Source organism: Desulfomicrobium norvegicum (assembly GCF_900114595.1).
Lineage (GTDB): Bacteria > Desulfobacterota > Desulfovibrionia > Desulfovibrionales > Desulfomicrobiaceae > Desulfomicrobium > Desulfomicrobium macestii.
In genome coordinates this window covers 84,630-99,312 of sequence record NZ_FOTO01000014.1, presented here as the reverse complement: position 1 = coordinate 99,312, position 14,683 = coordinate 84,630, and the positions used below count along the sequence as shown (strand labels likewise).

Here is a 14,683-nt window from a genome sequence, read left to right as displayed (position 1 = left end):
GTTCAAAGTGATTCGTTTTTTGTCAGCAGCATGAGCGAGAGATAGGTCGGATTGTCCGGTGCCTCGTCCAGGCTGCGCGTAATGAACTGTTCCTTCATGCCCATTCTTGACGCAAAAACGCAATGGGTCGGGGTCGGAAAAGTGCGCAGTTCCTCGCGGATGGCCGAAAAATTGGTGTAGGCCTTGAGGATGACGGCATTGTCCGCACCCTCCAGGCTTCTGCGCAGATCGGCGGCGTCGCGGATGCCGGGCAGGATGAGCAGGTTCTGGGCGCTCTCGGCCAGCACGGTCTCGGTGGCCGCCGCCACGGCCTGAAAGGAGGTGATGCCGGGGATCACCGTCACCGCCTGCTCCGGGGCCAGGCCGCGCAGGGTGCGCAGCAGGTAGGCGAAGGTCGAATAGAGCAGTGGGTCGCCCAGGGTCAGAAAGGCCGCGTCGTGGCCCTTGGCAAGTTCATGGAGGACCAGGCGGGCGTTTTCCTCCCACGCGGATTGCAGGGTGCCCTCGTCGCGGCTCATGGGAAAGCCCAGGCGGATGACGCGCGCGTTCGGCTTCAAATGGGGCCGCGCGATGTCCAGGGCCAGGGAGTCGTCGTTCTTGGTCGAGGACGCCGCGAGGATGACGTCCACACGGCCAAGGATTCCCGCTGCCTTGATGGTCAAGAGTTCCGGGTCTCCTGGTCCAACGCCGATGCCGTAGAGATGGCCGCTCATGGTCGGACCTCCTTTTTCCAGTTTGAAATGATGGTTGAAAGTTGTCGAACGGCCTCAAGACTGCGCGGGCCGGGCCGTGAAAATACCTTCTGGTCCACGACGTGGACTTGGCCGGAGTTCACGCAGGCCAGGGTGCGAAAGAGGCTGCGATCGGCCATGGGCACTGGGCTCGGGTTCATGGGGCCTGCCTGCATGAGATAGATGTCGGGGGCGAGGCGCAGGAGCTCCTCTTCGCCCAGGCGCACGAGCTTGTCCGGGGCGGCGACGCAATTTTTTCCACCGGCCTTGAAGATTATCTCCGACACCATGGAACCCTGTCCTGCCGCCAGGAGCGTGGGGTAGCGGGCCTCGAAGAAGACTTTCGGCCGGGGGGGCAGGTTTTGGGCTTCGATGCGCGCAAGTTCCGAGCGCATGAAACGGATGCGTTCCACGGCCTGATCCGTGCTGGCGGTCAGAGTGCCGAGGCGCTCCATGACGGAAAAAAGCTGGTCGAAATTCTCAAGATCAAAAACCGCGACCTTGAGGCCCCGTTTTTCCAGAAAGCGCACCGGTTCCATGGCCTCGCCCCGGCCGCCGAGCTGTAGGACCAGGTCCGGCTCAAGGCCGAGGATCAGCTCCGCGTTGGGCCGCAAATGAGTGCCGATGGACGGCTTGCCGGCGATGGACGGGGGCTGGTCGTCGCCTGCGGTGCGGGCGATGAGCAGATCCTCGCGGCCCATGTCGGCCAGGATCTCGGTGAACGCGCCGTAGAGGGCGATGATCCGGGTCGCGGGGGCATCGAGGCGTATCCGGCGGCCCTCATCGTCGGTGACTGAGATCCCGTCCAGAGAGGTTGCGCCCGCTGCCGCCTGAAAAAGGAAAAGGTTAAGCACGAGGCACCAGATAAGCTTGGGGAGTCCCGGTGAGAGGATGCTCCGCAACGGCGAGGGGTGTTTCATATATGTCACTCAAGGTTTGGGCCGTGAAAATTTCGCGGGTCGGTCCATCGGCCGCGACGGAACCGTTTTTCAGAAAGACGAGGCGCTGGCAATAGAGGGCGGCCAGGTTCAGGTCGTGGGCCACGGTCAGGATTGTCAGCCCTGCGGCATTTTTGACTCGCAGCAGCTCGTAGAGGTCCATGGTCCGGGCCACGTCGAGGTTGGACGCGGCCTCGTCCAGCAGCAGGAGCCTGGTGTCCTGGGCCAGGGCCTTGGCCGTGATGACCCGTTGCAGCTCTCCGCCGGAGAGCGCTTCGGTGGCGCGTTCGGCGAGATCGAGGCTGCTGGTCTCCTCCATGGCCGCCTGCACGCGCAGGTAATCATGCCTGGAGTAGCCGCCCAAAAATGAAATATGCGGGTAGCGTCCCATGAGCACCAGCGACAGGGCGCGCACCCCGGAAAGTCCCGGGTTTTTCTGGGCCACGGTGGCGCAATGCCGGGCCCGGGCCTTGGCCGACAGATCTCTTATGTCATGACCCGCGATGCGGATGCTGCCGTTGGCGTACGGCAGGACTCCGGACAGGGCGCGGATGAGGGTCGTCTTGCCGCTGCCGTTGGGACCGAGAATGCCCGTGAACTCGCCTTCCCCGACGTTAAGGGAGATGCCGCGAAGCACGGGTTGACCCTTGTAGCCTGCGCTCAGGTTCCGGATTTCGATCATCGGTGCGCTCACGGCCTGCGTCCCCTGGCCATGATCAGGCAGAAGAAGGGGCCGCCAAACAGGGCGGTGACCACGCCCACGGGTAATTCCGCTCCGTGGGAAAGGATGGTGCGGGCCAGGACGTCGGACCAGAGCAGCAGGATACCCCCGCCCAGGGCCGAAAAAAGAAGCAGGGGTCTGGAGTCCGGTCCGATGAGCATGCGCACCAGATGGGGCACCACCAGGCCGACGAAGCCGATGATGCCGGAGACGCTGACTGCCGCGGCGGTCAGCATTCCGGCGCCGATGAGCAGGCCGATGCGCGCCCGGCCCACGGGTACGCCGACCTGCGCCGCCTGCTCGGACCCGAGGCCCAGGATGTCGAGTTCCCGGGCCAGAAAAAGGACCAGGGCGGAGCCTGCGATCATGTACGGCAGCATGAGCCCCACGTGCTCGAATCCCCGCCCCTGAAAGCTGCCCATGATCCAGAACACGATGGCCGCCACCGATTCCTCGTTCAAGGACTTGATGAGGGCGATGGCCGCGCCGAGGAAGGTGGAGACGACGATTCCGCCCAGGACAAGGCTCTCGCGGGAGAAGTCTCCGGCTAGCCTGCTCATGGCCAGGACCAGGCTCATGGCCGCGAACGCTCCGCCGAGCGCGGCCAGCGGGAGGGTCGAAAGTCCAGCCACGGTCCAGCCCATGCCGAGAGCCAGGGCCGCGCCGCAGGCCGCGCCGCTGGATATCCCCAGGGTGAACGGGTCGGCCAGCGGGTTGCGCAGCAGGCCTTGAAAAACGCCGCCGGATACGGCCAGGGCCGCGCCGGTCAGGAACGAAAGCAGGATGCGACCCAGCCGGATGTCGCGTACGATGACCAGGTCCTGACTCTCGATTTGGCCATGGAGCATGGTCGCGAGGGCGTTATGGATGGCCTCGGCGGGCAGGGGGTAGGACCCGAAAAAAAGGGCCGCATAGATGGAAAGGGGCACGGCTGCCGCCATGGCCAGCCATGCCCTTGTGTGTCGCCTGTCGTTCATGGGGTCAGGGCAGGCGCTCCAGAGCCGCCTGCAGATGATTCAGCCAGATGTCGACGAAAGCCGGGACCTGTGCCGTTCCGCGCAGGACCGGAATGCAGGTCAGGCCGTCGGCGCCGAGCACGGATTTCCAGGAATCCTCCTCGTCTCCGGCCATGTCGTTCAGCGCATGGTCCCCGGCCACGGCCATGAAGGGCGCAAGATACACCCTTGAGATCTTGCGGTCTTTCAGAACCTGCCGCACGTCGTCCAGGGACGGCGTGCCTTCGACGGTGCCGACCAGGACCAGCGGGTCGTGCCGGTTCAGGGAATACTGCAGTCCGGAGTAATAGATGTTCGCGGGGTGGTGGGTGCCGTGGCCCAGCAGTACGACGGCTTCACCTGTTTTGCGTTCTGCCGGGAGACTGGCCATGATGGCCGAGGCGCAGGCTTCGACGTCGGCGGGTTCGGCCAGCAGAGGCAGGCCCAGGACCACGCTCTCCATGCCCTTGGGCAGGCCGGAAAAGGCCTGCACCGTGCGTTGCAGGCCGTGGAATTCCTCGCCCGGGATGGTGTGCAGGGACTGCACGGCCACATGCGTGAAGCCGTCGTCCATCATCCGCGCCAGGGCCATGGCCGGAGAATCGAAGTCCTGTCCCTGGGCGGCAAGTTTTTCGCGCACGATGCGCGAGGAATAGGCCCAGCGGATTTCAATGCCGGGAAAACGCAGCCTTGCTTTCTCCCCGATGTGATCCAGAGCGCCGCGCGCTTCGGGCACGGTGGTGCCGAAGGCTACCAGCAGGATTCCCTTTTTGGGCGGCCTATCCTTGTGTCCGGCCAGAACCGGGCCGTGCAGGGCGAGCAGAAAAAAGAACAGAAGAAGTCCGCAAACATGCGAGGCTTTGAACATGAGACCTCCAGGTTTGGCGGGGGCAGTGAGAAGAGAGAAGGACTGACGTCCAAGGGCGCGGCCCGCAAAAAACCCCCGTTGCAGGCAGCACGAACTGTGGTTGGACCTCGGACAGGTCTTCCGGCTCGTTTCACCAATCCTCGTCCTTCCCAGGAATGACCCCAGTGGACAGCGTGGAGGATGGCTTTTGAAACTTACGGCGGCGGGTCCGCTCCCGATTTGCACGGGATTCCCTTTTACACCCTAAGGTATCCGAAGTGGAAAAGACGCTAGTCGTGGCCCCGTGGGCTGTCAAGAAATCCTCCGTGGCGCACGCTTGACAGAATCAGGCTTGAGGAATACTTGGTCACAAAATGACTTCTGGTCACTTTATGACCGTTGTCCAACAAGGAATTCTCGTGGCCAGAAAGCAGCAGGAAAAATCACTCCAGACCCAGCGCGAACTACTCGATTCGGCGGAAAAACTTTTCGCCGCCAAGGGCTTTGTCGCTACCACTGTGGCCGAGATCACCTCGGACGCAGGCTATGCCAAGGGCAATTTCTATCGGCACTGGCAAAGCAAGGACGAGATCATGCTGGCCATCATCGCCATCAAGATGCAGTCCTACCGCGCCATGCGCGACGCCGCGTTGCAGGATGCTCACAGTCTTAAAGAGGTCATGGACCGCATCCTCGATTTTCTGGAGACCATGATCGACGACCGCAACTGGAGTTCGGTCTTTCTCGAATTCACCATCCATGCCTCCCGCAACGAGGACCTGCGCGCCCAGCTCAACCAGTCCCTGTATCGTCTCTCCAACGAGATTTTCGACGACATCGTCGCGCCGTATGTGCGCAGCGGTTATCCGGCGCGCAAGATCGGCGCCCTGAACACGGCCCTGTTCGAGGGTTTTCTGATCCATTCCTTGCTCGGGACGGGGACCATCGACCGCAAGGATTTTCGCCGGGCAGCCATGAAACTCGCTCTGGCCAACGCCCTGGATACCCAGGAATAATCAGGCTCGCGCATGGTGCGCGGTCTTACTTTTCACACGGAGGATTATTGTCATGAGGCTGTTCTTACGAGTCGCGACCCTGGCTTTCGTCGTTCTGGGATTTTCGGCGCAGGCCATGGCTGCGGGACCGGTCAAGCTGTCCTACAGCAATTTCTTTCCGCCGACCCACATCCAGTCGATTCTGGCAGAGGAGTGGTGCCGCGAGGTCGAGACCCGCTCAAACGGTCAGGTCGTCATCGACTACTATCCGGCGGGAACCCTGACCAAGCCCAAGGATTGCTATGACGGCGTGGTGCAGCGCATCTCGGACATCGGTCTCTCCGCGCTCGGGTACACCAAGGGACGTTTCCCGGTGCTGTCCGGAGTCGATCTGCCCATGGGCTACACGACCGGCGTGCAGGCCACGACACTGGCCAACGCCGTGTACGAGCAGTTCAAGCCCAAGGAATTCGATGACGTGCATGTCCTTTATTTCCATGCGCATGGACCTGGCAAACTGCACACCGCAGGCAAGCCCGTGACCTCCATGGAAGAACTGAAGGGCATGAAGATCCGCGCCACCGGCAACAGCGCAAGCGTCATCTCCGCCCTGGGCGGCAACCCGGTGGCCATGTCCATGCCCGATTCCTACCAGTCCATCCAGAAGGGCGTCGTCAACGGTGGAATCTATCCCGTCGAGACCAACAAGGGCTGGAAGATGGGCGAGGTAGTCGACTATTTGACGGACACCACCGCCGTGGCCTACACGACCACTTTTTTCGTGGTCATCAACAAGGATGTCTGGGCTTCACTCTCCCCCGAGGTGCAGAAAGCGATGACCGAGGTCAGCCGGGACTGGATTCCACGGCACGGAAAAGCCTGGGATGACAGCGACAAGGAAGGCCTGGAGTTTTTCCTGGCCCAGCAGGGCAACGCCGTGGTCACCCTGGATCCGGCCGAGGCCGAGCGCTGGACCAAGGCCATGGAGCCCATCTTCGGTGAATACGAGGCCGAGTGCGCCAAGGTCGGAGCGGACGGCAAGGCCGTGCTTGATTTCATGCGCGCCAATTTGAAATAGTCTTCAAAATACCTGAGTGTTGCAGGGGCACGAGCCGCAAGGTTCCTGCCCCTGTGTCATGTAGTCTGGAGAAAGCTTGTGGAGATCGTTGAAAAAATTCTGGCACGCATCGGAAGCGTGATGCGCATCGGCGGATGCCTGTGTCTCTTGGGCATGGCGCTACTGACCGTGGCCGACATTACAGGCAGGTTGAATCGCAGCCCCATTTTCGGCTCCGAGGAGATCGTCACCTTTCTGGCCGTTCTGGCGTTGGGGCTCTCTCTGCCTTACGCGCATTCACACCGTTCGCACATCGGGGTGGAGGTCTTCGTGCAGCTCATGTCCACCAAGGTGCGCCGTCGGCTCAAGCTATTCCGCGAAACCCTGTCCGTCGTCTTTTTCGCCACGGTTACGGTCATGATGTGGGCGTATGCCCGGGACAAACATCTTTCCGGTGAGGTTTCCATGAATCTGGGTTTGCCCGAATACCTCTTCCTGTACGCGCTTGGCGCATGCTTCGCCGTGGCCACTCTGACCATGTTCGTCGACCTTCTTCAATTTGTGCTGCAATGGAGAAAATCATGAGCCCGGCCGGAATCGGATTTTTGGGCATAGCGATCATGCTCCTGCTTTTCGCCACGCGCATGCCCGTGGCCTTTGTCATGGGCGTGGTCGGATTTGTGGGATTTTCCGTGCTGACTTCCGTTCAGGGCGGGTTGAACATGCTCAGCCGCAGCATGTACGAGGTCTTTGTCTCCTACGACCTGACGACCATTCCCCTTTTCATTCTCATGGGGCAACTGGCCTTCAACGCCGGCATCAGCAGGCGTCTTTTCTCGACTACCTACCATTTTTTCGGGCACATCCGAGGCGGACTGGCCATGGCCACGGTTTCGGCCTGCACCGCCTTTGGCGCTGTCTGCGGATCCAGTCCGGCCACGGCCGCGACCATGGCCACGGTGGCCATCCCGGAAATGAAGCGTTTCGGATATCGCGATCGTCTGGCGGCGGGAGCGGTGGCCGCGGGCGGCGGGCTTGGAATGATCATGCCGCCGAGCGTGGTGCTGATCATCTACGGCGTGCTCACGGAGCAGTCCATCGGGCGGCTTTTCGTCGCCGGAATCCTGCCTGCCTTTCTGCTGACAGGGCTGTTTCTGGGCGCGATCTGGGTCACGTGCCGACGGCATCCGGACTATGGGCCCGAGGCCGAGCATTTTTCCTGGGGCAGGCGTTTCAAGTCGCTGACCGGCCTCATCGATACGCTCATCATCTTCGCCGTTGTCCTGGCCGGGCTTTTCAAGGGCTGGTTCACCCCCACCGAAGCCGCGTCCGTAGGAGCATTCAGCGTACTGGTGCTGGGACTGGTGCGGCGTCAGCTGAACCTGCGGCTGATTTTCAAGTCCCTGGAAGAGACATTGCGCACCTCGTGCATGATCCTTTTTTTGGTGGCCGGAGCCGTGGTTTTCGGCAAATTCCTGGCCGTGACCCGCATCCCCTTCACCACGGCGAGCTACATCGGCGGCCTTGAAATTCCCGCGCTGGCGGTCATGGCCATCATCGTGTTCATCTATTTTCTCGGCGGATGCTTCATGGACTCCCTGGCCATGATCATGCTGACCGTCCCGGTCTTCTATCCGGTGGTCATGAACCTTGGCTACGATCCCATCTGGTTCGGTGTCATCATCGTGCTGGTCACGGAGATGGGGGTCATCACGCCGCCCGTGGGCATCAACGTCTACGTTGTCTACGGCGTGACCACGGCCATGAAGCAGAACATCAGCCTGGAATCCATCTTTCGCGGCATCTATCCCTTCCTGGTGGCCACGGTCATCGGCATCGCCATCCTGTTTTTCATCCCCCAGATAGTGACATTCCTGCCATCGCTCATGTGACGCTCGGGAAGCACCGCTCGCCCATGCCGCGTTGACCTCGTCAAGGGAGGAGATCAACGCGGACTTGGTCGAACGGGCGCAAGGCCCCTGATCGCGCAGGCCGCAAAAGTAAAGCCCCCCACCGAAATCTTCGGCGGGGGGCATGGGTCTTGAATCAGGTCATTTATCCGGACGCTTGTTTCGTTCAGGATTTCCAGGAAATCTCGATTTCAAGCTTGGTCTTGGTTTCGCCTTCCTTGTCCTTTTGCACCACACTGTACTCGATATCCACATCCTTGGGCACGGTCACCGTAATGGGGCCGTCAGCGGTCTTGAATTCGAACTTGCGTTTGGACAGGCCGTCCGCGATTTCCTTGAGCAGCATCCCGGTCATGTAGGCCAGGCGGGTTTCTTCTACGCTAACGAGCTTCTTCTTGTCGGACATGTTTCCTCCAGGTTCGTGTCGGGATTTATGGTCAATTGATCATTTCAATCAAGATATTCCGGACCCGGGAAAGTCAAGGTCACGCGTGACGTGTGACCTCATTGTCACATGAAAGCCGTCTTCATTCCTTCTCCAGGCCGAGTCTGTACTGGAAATAGACGTCCTTCATGCTCGTGTAGTGATCGAAGGATTCCTCCTTGATGCTCTTGTAGGCTGGGAGTTTGGCCGAGGCCGAGTTGGCCCTGTCATGTCCGATCAGTGCGTACTTTGCGCTGTCCGGGGTCACGAAGGAGAGAGGGTGCGCAAAGGAGTCCGCGACGGAGCCCACGGCATCACGCAGGGTGGTCGGCCCGAGGATGGGCAGCACCAGATACGTGCCTGAGTCCAGGCCGTAAAAGGCCAGGGTCTGGCTGAAGTCCTCGGGGGAGGATTGCAGGCTCGGCATGTTGTGGGTGATGTTGAAAAGACCGCCCACGCCGAAAAAAGTGTTCAGGGCGAAGGACGCGGTCTCCTTGGCCATCTTGTCGAACTTGAACTGCAGGAGGGCGTTGATGAGACGTACGGGGTATCCGAGATTGCGGTAGAAGTTGCCGAATCCGGTGCGTATGTCCGGCGGGAAAAATCCGGTGTAGACTGTGTCGATGGGGGTGAACACGTAGGTGATGAAACCGTCGTTGAACGAAAAGACTCCGCGGTTGAAGCCTTCCAGATGGTCGGGGTAGGGCCCATTTCCTTCGCCTTCGCCGTAAGTTTCCTCGTATTCCTGACCCGCCGCCACGTCTTGATTCAGGGCAGAGCTGGATTTCTTGCCGGCGCATCCCTGAAGCAGGATCACGCACAAGGTCAGGCAGAGCAGGAGAAGACGCTTATTCATTGGTTTTTTCCCTCAAGGTGGCAATGAGTTTGTCGGGCGAATTGTTTTGCAGGATGCTCCGGAACTGGGAGCGGTAGTTCTTGATGAGGCTCACGTTTTCCACCGAGACGTCGTAGACCTTCCACGAAACGTCTTTTCTGATCATGTAGTAGATGATCGGAATGTTCAGGTTGGGGGACGTTATTGTGGTATGGACCTCGGCCAGGGTATCCGACTTGATGATCTCCTGGTTGTAATTCACCACCTCGTCATTGTAGGTGATGGATTTCTTGAGGTAGACCTGCTTGATGAGTTTCAGGAACAGGGGCTGAAATTCCTGCTTCTGCTCGGGAGTGAAGATTCTCCAGTATTGACCCAGGGAACGCTTGGAGAGTTCTTCGGCGTCAAAAAAATTGTCGACCACAGCTTCGATCTGACGCAATTGTTCGGTTTTGTTCGTTTCCGCCTCGTATTCCGGAGACGTCAGGATGCTCACTACCTTGTCGACGTTGGCGCGGATGTAGCTTGTCGGGTTGTCCTGCGACACGGCGGGCGCGGGAAGGAGCAGGATAATGAAAAGAAATAGAATTCTCATTTGTCGACACTTCCAAATACATATTTTGAAATCATTTCCTCAATATCGAGGGCTGCCTGTGTATCCATAAGGATTTCCTTGTCTTTCAAGAGGACGTCATCGGCACCGGGGATGATGCTCACGTACTTGTCGCCGATGAGTCCGCTTGTCTTGATCGCCGCCGTGGAGTCAACGGGAATCCCCACGGAATTGTCGATGTTCATGGTAATTACGGCCTGGTAAAGGGTCTGGTCCAGGGAGATGCTCGACACCTTGCCCACCGCCACGCCGGAAATCTCCACGTTGCTGCCGGCTCTTAGCCCGTTCACGGCCGTGAATTTGGCCGTGATCTCATAGGAGTCACCGGCGAAAAAAGTCGTGTTCGCGAGGGTCATGGCCAGATAGGCCGTGCAGGCGAGGCCCACGATGACAAAAAGGCCGATGGAAAGATGCAGGGAGGAGTTGTTGGTCTTCATACGTACTTCTTGGATGTTGCAAGTGCTTCCTGAATGGCCGAATAGGCGCTCAGTCCTTTGGTTACCAGCGCGCCGCCGATCTCGACCTGAAGTCTGTGCTTGTGACAATATGTTTCAATGGTCAGGTTGGTGAAGAATGCCTCAAGCTGGCTTAGAAACAGCTCAAGTGTCGACTCGTCTGTGGTCTTGGCCGCAATGACCAGAATTTCCTTGGAAAACATGCCCGCACAGGCACCCTCGGGCAGAAAGGAACTCACGAACTTGGCCAGCTTTCTGATGAAGGCGTGGGCCAGAAGGTCTCCCTTGTAGTCCATCATGGTCCTCATGCCCAGAAGCCTGACCGTGGCCAGAACAAGCTGCTCGGAGCCTTGGGCTTCGGCCCCGAAGGCCTCGATCTTGCGCATGAGCGAGAGCCTGTTGTGCAGGCCCGTCAATTCGTCGATGAGCATCTCGTGGCCGTGAGTGTAGGTGTAAAGCCCCGGGTCCGAGGACTGTTCCAGGGCCACGGGCGATCCGGAAAAGATGATCCGGCCCTCGTCGAGAATGTTCACGGTGTGCGCGATGTAGAAAATGTCGGGGATGTCGTGGGTGATGATCACCGCCGTGAAATTGAGCTTTTCATGGTAGCGGTGGATCATGGAGAAGACCGTCTTCTTGCGGATGGGGTCGAGACCCGTGGTCGGTTCGTCGAAAAAGATGATCTCGGGTTCCGTGACCAGCGCCCGCGCCAGGGCCACGCGTTTCTGCATGCCGCCGGAAATCTGTTTCGGATACATCTGCGCGACTTCGGTCAGTTCGAGCTGTTCGATGCGTGCGCGGACCTTGTCTTCCAGGTCCTTTTTGCCGAGCTTGAATTTTTCCCGCAGGGGCAGGGCGATGTTCTCGAACACGGTCATGGAATCGAAGAGCGCGTTGTTCTGAAACATGTAGCTGCAGCGGTTCTTGATCGCCGAGAAATCCTTTCGCTTCATGGTTGAATAGGGAAGTCCGTCGAAGATGATCTCCCCGCTGTCGGCGGTGATCAGCCCGATGATGTGCTTGACCAGGACGCTCTTGCCGCCGCCGCTCTTTCCGATGATGGCGGTGATCTCGTTTCGCTGGATGTCGAGGGTCGCTCCCCGCAGGATTTCCCTGCCGCCGAACGCCTTCGAAATATTGCGCAGTTGAATGAGAGGTGTTGTGCTGCTCATGTGCTCACATCAAAAAAGACGTTATGACGTAGTCGGAGACCAATACGTAAACGCATGACTGGACAACGGCGGATGTCGTTGAGTTGCTGACGCCTTCCGCACCGGCGCTGGATTGGTTCTGGTGCGTGTAATATCCACAGTAGCAGGATATGGTGATGACGATGAAGGCAAAGACAAAGGATTTGACGAACCCTCCGGTTACGTCGGACAGGAGCAGGCTCGACTGGATCTTGCTGAAGAAGATCCCCGAACGGGAGCTTAGGAGCACGGAGGAAAAATAACCGCCCAGGATGCCCACGCAATCGAAAATCGCGGTCAGGAGCGGAAAACAGATCAGCGAGGCGATGATCTTGGGCGTGACCAGATAGCGGACAGGGTCCACGTCCATGGTCGAAAGGGCGTCAATCTGCTCGGAGATGCGCATGATCCCGATCTCGGCGCTGATGCTCGAACCGGCCCGGCCGATGAGCATGATCGCCGTCAGCACCGGCCCGAGTTCGCGCACCAGGGACAGGGCCACGGCCACGCCGAGCATGCCTTCGGCGCTGAACTTGATCAGGGTGTAGTAGCCTTGCAGTCCAAGGACCATGCCCGTGAAGAAGGCCACGAGAATGATGATGTTCAGGGACTTGAAGCCAATGAAATGTATGTCGTGGAGAATCTTGGGCAGAAGGCGGCGCATGTGGATCATGCCCAGAACAGCAGTCAGGGAGAAGACTCCCCACTGTCCCACGTTCTTGACGATATCAAGCGATGTTGCCCCGAGCAGTGCGGGGACGGCCAATATTTTTTTCATGCTTCCGTCATGCCGGCATGGAATCTTTCCATGTAGTGCGCGATGGCAAATGCCACTGCGTCACTGTTTTCCGGGGTTGTAATGTATTTGCCTTCATTATCCAGAAATGCGTCAGCGACTTTGAAGGACATCTGTACCAGTTCGAGCATGTCCCTGTCATTGTGATCGTTGCCGATGGCCGCGCTTGGGGCTCCGTGCAGATCGTGATGATCGACCAGATGCATTATGCCGGAGGCCTTGGAGACATCCGCCGCGAAGATTTCGATCCACACGGACTGTCCATCCAGCGGGGAAGTGGCCCTGATCACGCTGTGATTCCCCAGTTCCCGGCTGACGCGGTCATGCATTGCCGCGTCGTTTCCGTCAACGATAGCCACGATCTGGGATGCGGCGCGCATTTCGCGCGAGCCTGTGTTTTCCCGTCCGTGGTCTGCGTACATGGCCAGCCGTCGATCGAAATCCGCGACGTTTCCGTGCCCCCGGTGGTACTCGAAACGATGGCTGTGCGGAAATTCATCGTGCACCATGAAGCTCAGTCCGAGCCCGGACAGGAAACGGCAGATATCCTGCACTTCACGCCCCGTCATGAAGGACGAGCGCATGACCTCCTGCGTCGGCCAGTTCACGATCTGGTTTCCGGTCGAGAGGATCAGGTAATCGGCCGGAAAATCATCCGCAAGACAGGCCCTGGCCGAATACAGCGAACGCCCCGTGGCGATGACGCGCATTATCCCCTGATCGCGCAGCCCTCTGAAGGCCCGCAGATCGCCATCGGAGATCCGGCCGTTCCGCAGCAATGTCCCGTCGAGGTCGCTGACGAATATTCCGCGGTATCGATCGGTCATATCAGTTCAAAGCTGCTCATGGACACGGGGGCGTTAAGGCTCGGGAGCACCCGTTCCAGAAAGACTCCCTCGCGTTCCGGAAAATTGTGGCCGAAGGTGGCCCGGATGGCCATGGAGACGAACTGCACGGCCCGGTCCAGGGACAAGGGCAGAGAATCGCCCTGCAACAGAGAACCTGTTATCACGCTGGCGAAAATATCTCCAGTGCCGGGGTAACATGCAGGAATGTATGGGCATGCAACCTTCCAGAAGCGGCTGGCGTCCTTGTCGAAGGCCACGACCGACGTGCCCCGGCCGTGCTCTTCGGGAACACTGGTGATGATGACGCAGCGTGGGCCGAGATCAGCCAGGGCGCGGGCCCAAATCTTTATTTCCTTGGTTCCCGAGATGACCGGAGGGCCTGCCTTGTCCAGCAGCAGGGCCGCCTCCGTGATGTTCGGTGTGATCACGTCGGCGGAGGCGACAAGGCTGCGCATGCCGTCGACCATGCATCTGTCCATGGTGTCGTAAAGCTTTCCGTCATCGCCAAGCACCGGATCGACCACGACCAGGGTGGAATCGGTGCGGAATGTCTTTATGAAATCACTGACGATGTCGATCTGTTCCGGCGACCCCAGAAATCCGGAGTATATGCCGGCAAAGGACAGCGACAATTGGCGCCAATGGTCGATGATGTAGCGCATGTCCGAGGTCAGGTCGCGGAAATGGAAGTTGGCGAAGCCGCCCGTGTGGGTGGAGAGGATGGCTGTGGGCAGGCTGCAGACCTGAATTCCAAGGGCTGAAAGAATGGGGATCACAGCCGAGAGTGACCCCCCTCCGAACCCGGAAAGATCATGAATAGCAGCGACGCGTTGGATCACGGAATGCAATGCCGAAGCTCCATGAAAAGACGTTCAACCTATTCGGGACGATCAGGTTGCAGTCTTTTATTAAGGTGTGCCGCGAGCAATTGCGTCAAAACGGCCCCTCATGTCAACGGGCTAACCGTTGAGATAGTCGAGCAGACCCTTGCCGGCCTTGAAGAAAGGCATTTTCTTGGGCTTGACCTGCACCGACTCCCCGGTCTTGGGATTGCGGCCGACGTATCCTTCATACTGCTTGATTTTGAAACTGCCGAACCCCCTGATTTCAATCCGGTCTCCGCGCAGCAGGGCGTCGCGCATGGAGTCGAAAAAGCTGTCCACGATGGTGGAAGCTTCATCGTTGGAAATCTTGATTTTTTCGGCAAGGGACTGAATAAGTTCGCTTTTGTTCATTGTTCGCTCCAGATTGCGATTCGGGAAAACTCATGATCCTCAAGGGATGGTTCATGGACGCCGGGGCATTTGTTCAAGTCAGACCGGGCAATG

Annotated in this window: 18 protein-coding genes and 1 riboswitch; of the genes, 4 read left to right on the top strand and 14 right to left on the bottom strand. The window is 59.2% G+C overall.

Going from position 1 to position 14,683, the window contains the following annotated elements:
* Positions 1–2: 2 nt before the first annotated feature.
* The 5 genes from cobI to BMZ24_RS16650 are packed head-to-tail and all read right to left on the bottom strand — an operon-like array spanning position 3 to position 4,253.
* Positions 3–713 (bottom strand): precorrin-2 C(20)-methyltransferase, encoded by a 711-nt coding sequence (gene cobI / locus BMZ24_RS16670; protein WP_092193895.1) that lies wholly within the window; start codon positions 711–713, stop codon positions 3–5.
* Positions 710–1,585, bottom strand: coding sequence for an ABC transporter substrate-binding protein (locus BMZ24_RS16665; RefSeq protein ID WP_092193894.1), 876 nt, complete (start codon positions 1,583–1,585; stop codon positions 710–712). The genes cobI and BMZ24_RS16665 overlap by 4 nt, the downstream gene beginning before the upstream one ends.
* Entirely contained in the window at positions 1,578–2,363 is a 786-nt protein-coding gene (locus BMZ24_RS16660) for an ABC transporter ATP-binding protein (RefSeq protein WP_244150399.1), read from the bottom strand. Before BMZ24_RS16660 ends, BMZ24_RS16665 begins: the two co-directional genes overlap by 8 nt.
* Positions 2,360–3,367 (bottom strand): FecCD family ABC transporter permease, encoded by a 1,008-nt coding sequence (locus tag BMZ24_RS16655; protein WP_092193892.1) that lies wholly within the window; start codon positions 3,365–3,367, stop codon positions 2,360–2,362. Before BMZ24_RS16655 ends, BMZ24_RS16660 begins: the two co-directional genes overlap by 4 nt.
* 4 nt (positions 3,368–3,371) lie before the next feature.
* The gene (locus tag BMZ24_RS16650; protein WP_092193891.1) at positions 3,372–4,253 is read right to left on the bottom strand and encodes a sirohydrochlorin cobaltochelatase; all 882 of its coding nucleotides are present in this window, start codon (positions 4,251–4,253) and stop codon (positions 3,372–3,374) included.
* Positions 4,254–4,346: 93 nt separating this feature from the next.
* Positions 4,347–4,524: riboswitch (cobalamin riboswitch) on the bottom strand.
* Positions 4,525–4,651: 127 nt separating this feature from the next.
* Here BMZ24_RS16650 and BMZ24_RS16645 point away from each other — a divergent pair.
* The 4 genes from BMZ24_RS16645 to BMZ24_RS16630 all read left to right on the top strand — a co-directional run bounded on the left by BMZ24_RS16645 (position 4,652) and on the right by BMZ24_RS16630 (position 8,176).
* Positions 4,652–5,248: a TetR/AcrR family transcriptional regulator gene (locus BMZ24_RS16645; protein WP_092193890.1), complete on the top strand. Its 597-nt coding sequence runs from the start codon at positions 4,652–4,654 to the stop codon at positions 5,246–5,248.
* A 52-nt stretch (positions 5,249–5,300) separates the two neighbouring features.
* On the top strand, positions 5,301–6,305 hold the full coding sequence (locus tag BMZ24_RS16640) for a TRAP transporter substrate-binding protein (protein WP_092193889.1): 1,005 nt from the start codon (positions 5,301–5,303) through the stop codon (positions 6,303–6,305).
* Between the two features lie 78 nt (positions 6,306–6,383).
* Complete coding sequence (locus BMZ24_RS16635) at positions 6,384–6,869, top strand: TRAP transporter small permease (protein ID WP_092193888.1); 486 nt, start codon at positions 6,384–6,386, stop codon at positions 6,867–6,869.
* On the top strand, positions 6,866–8,176 hold the full coding sequence (locus tag BMZ24_RS16630) for a TRAP transporter large permease (protein ID WP_092193887.1): 1,311 nt from the start codon (positions 6,866–6,868) through the stop codon (positions 8,174–8,176). Before BMZ24_RS16635 ends, BMZ24_RS16630 begins: the two co-directional genes overlap by 4 nt.
* A gap of 184 nt (positions 8,177–8,360) precedes the next feature.
* Here the strand turns inward: BMZ24_RS16630 and BMZ24_RS16625 are convergent, their stop codons facing one another.
* The 9 genes from BMZ24_RS16625 to BMZ24_RS16585 all read right to left on the bottom strand — a co-directional run bounded on the left by BMZ24_RS16625 (position 8,361) and on the right by BMZ24_RS16585 (position 14,590).
* Complete coding sequence (locus tag BMZ24_RS16625) at positions 8,361–8,600, bottom strand: amphi-Trp domain-containing protein (protein WP_092193886.1); 240 nt, start codon at positions 8,598–8,600, stop codon at positions 8,361–8,363.
* A gap of 121 nt (positions 8,601–8,721) precedes the next feature.
* The gene (locus BMZ24_RS16620; RefSeq protein WP_092193885.1) at positions 8,722–9,474 is read right to left on the bottom strand and encodes an MlaA family lipoprotein; all 753 of its coding nucleotides are present in this window, start codon (positions 9,472–9,474) and stop codon (positions 8,722–8,724) included.
* Complete coding sequence (locus tag BMZ24_RS16615) at positions 9,467–10,048, bottom strand: MlaC/ttg2D family ABC transporter substrate-binding protein (protein WP_092193884.1); 582 nt, start codon at positions 10,046–10,048, stop codon at positions 9,467–9,469. The genes BMZ24_RS16620 and BMZ24_RS16615 overlap by 8 nt, the downstream gene beginning before the upstream one ends.
* Entirely contained in the window at positions 10,045–10,503 is a 459-nt protein-coding gene (gene mlaD, locus BMZ24_RS16610) for an outer membrane lipid asymmetry maintenance protein MlaD (protein ID WP_092193883.1), read from the bottom strand. The genes BMZ24_RS16615 and mlaD overlap by 4 nt, the downstream gene beginning before the upstream one ends.
* Entirely contained in the window at positions 10,500–11,693 is a 1,194-nt protein-coding gene (locus BMZ24_RS16605) for an ATP-binding cassette domain-containing protein (RefSeq protein WP_092193882.1), read from the bottom strand. The genes mlaD and BMZ24_RS16605 overlap by 4 nt, the downstream gene beginning before the upstream one ends.
* A gap of 4 nt (positions 11,694–11,697) precedes the next feature.
* Positions 11,698–12,489: an MlaE family ABC transporter permease gene (locus BMZ24_RS16600; protein WP_092193881.1), complete on the bottom strand. Its 792-nt coding sequence runs from the start codon at positions 12,487–12,489 to the stop codon at positions 11,698–11,700.
* A complete protein-coding gene (locus BMZ24_RS16595; protein ID WP_092193880.1) occupies positions 12,486–13,334 on the bottom strand; it encodes an HAD hydrolase family protein in 849 nt (282 codons plus the stop codon). The genes BMZ24_RS16600 and BMZ24_RS16595 overlap by 4 nt, the downstream gene beginning before the upstream one ends.
* Positions 13,331–14,203, bottom strand: coding sequence for a pyridoxamine kinase (locus BMZ24_RS16590; protein ID WP_092193879.1), 873 nt, complete (start codon positions 14,201–14,203; stop codon positions 13,331–13,333). Before BMZ24_RS16590 ends, BMZ24_RS16595 begins: the two co-directional genes overlap by 4 nt.
* Positions 14,204–14,314: 111 nt before the next feature.
* Entirely contained in the window at positions 14,315–14,590 is a 276-nt protein-coding gene (locus tag BMZ24_RS16585) for an HU family DNA-binding protein (RefSeq protein ID WP_092193878.1), read from the bottom strand.
* Between the last annotated feature and the right edge of the window lie 93 nt (positions 14,591–14,683).

Excerpts from the sequence above, each read along its gene's own strand:
- BMZ24_RS16585 (WP_092193878.1), bottom strand. The coding sequence starts at position 14,590 with ATGAACAAAAGCGAACTTATTCAGTCCCTTGCCGAAAAAATCAAGATT.
- BMZ24_RS16605 (WP_092193882.1), bottom strand. The coding sequence starts at position 11,693 with ATGAGCAGCACAACACCTCTCATTCAACTGCGCAATATTTCGAAGGCG.
- BMZ24_RS16625 (WP_092193886.1), bottom strand. The coding sequence starts at position 8,600 with ATGTCCGACAAGAAGAAGCTCGTTAGCGTAGAAGAAACCCGCCTGGCC.
- cobI (WP_092193895.1), bottom strand. The coding sequence starts at position 713 with ATGAGCGGCCATCTCTACGGCATCGGCGTTGGACCAGGAGACCCGGAA.
- mlaD (WP_092193883.1), bottom strand. The coding sequence starts at position 10,503 with ATGAAGACCAACAACTCCTCCCTGCATCTTTCCATCGGCCTTTTTGTC.
- BMZ24_RS16615 (WP_092193884.1), bottom strand. The coding sequence starts at position 10,048 with ATGAGAATTCTATTTCTTTTCATTATCCTGCTCCTTCCCGCGCCCGCC.
- BMZ24_RS16600 (WP_092193881.1), bottom strand. The coding sequence starts at position 12,489 with ATGAAAAAAATATTGGCCGTCCCCGCACTGCTCGGGGCAACATCGCTT.
- BMZ24_RS16655 (WP_092193892.1), bottom strand. The coding sequence starts at position 3,367 with ATGAACGACAGGCGACACACAAGGGCATGGCTGGCCATGGCGGCAGCC.
- BMZ24_RS16630 (WP_092193887.1), top strand. The coding sequence starts at position 6,866 with ATGAGCCCGGCCGGAATCGGATTTTTGGGCATAGCGATCATGCTCCTG.
- BMZ24_RS16650 (WP_092193891.1), bottom strand. The coding sequence starts at position 4,253 with ATGTTCAAAGCCTCGCATGTTTGCGGACTTCTTCTGTTCTTTTTTCTG.
- BMZ24_RS16620 (WP_092193885.1), bottom strand. The coding sequence starts at position 9,474 with ATGAATAAGCGTCTTCTCCTGCTCTGCCTGACCTTGTGCGTGATCCTG.
- BMZ24_RS16595 (WP_092193880.1), bottom strand. The coding sequence starts at position 13,334 with ATGACCGATCGATACCGCGGAATATTCGTCAGCGACCTCGACGGGACA.
- BMZ24_RS16640 (WP_092193889.1), top strand. The coding sequence starts at position 5,301 with ATGAGGCTGTTCTTACGAGTCGCGACCCTGGCTTTCGTCGTTCTGGGA.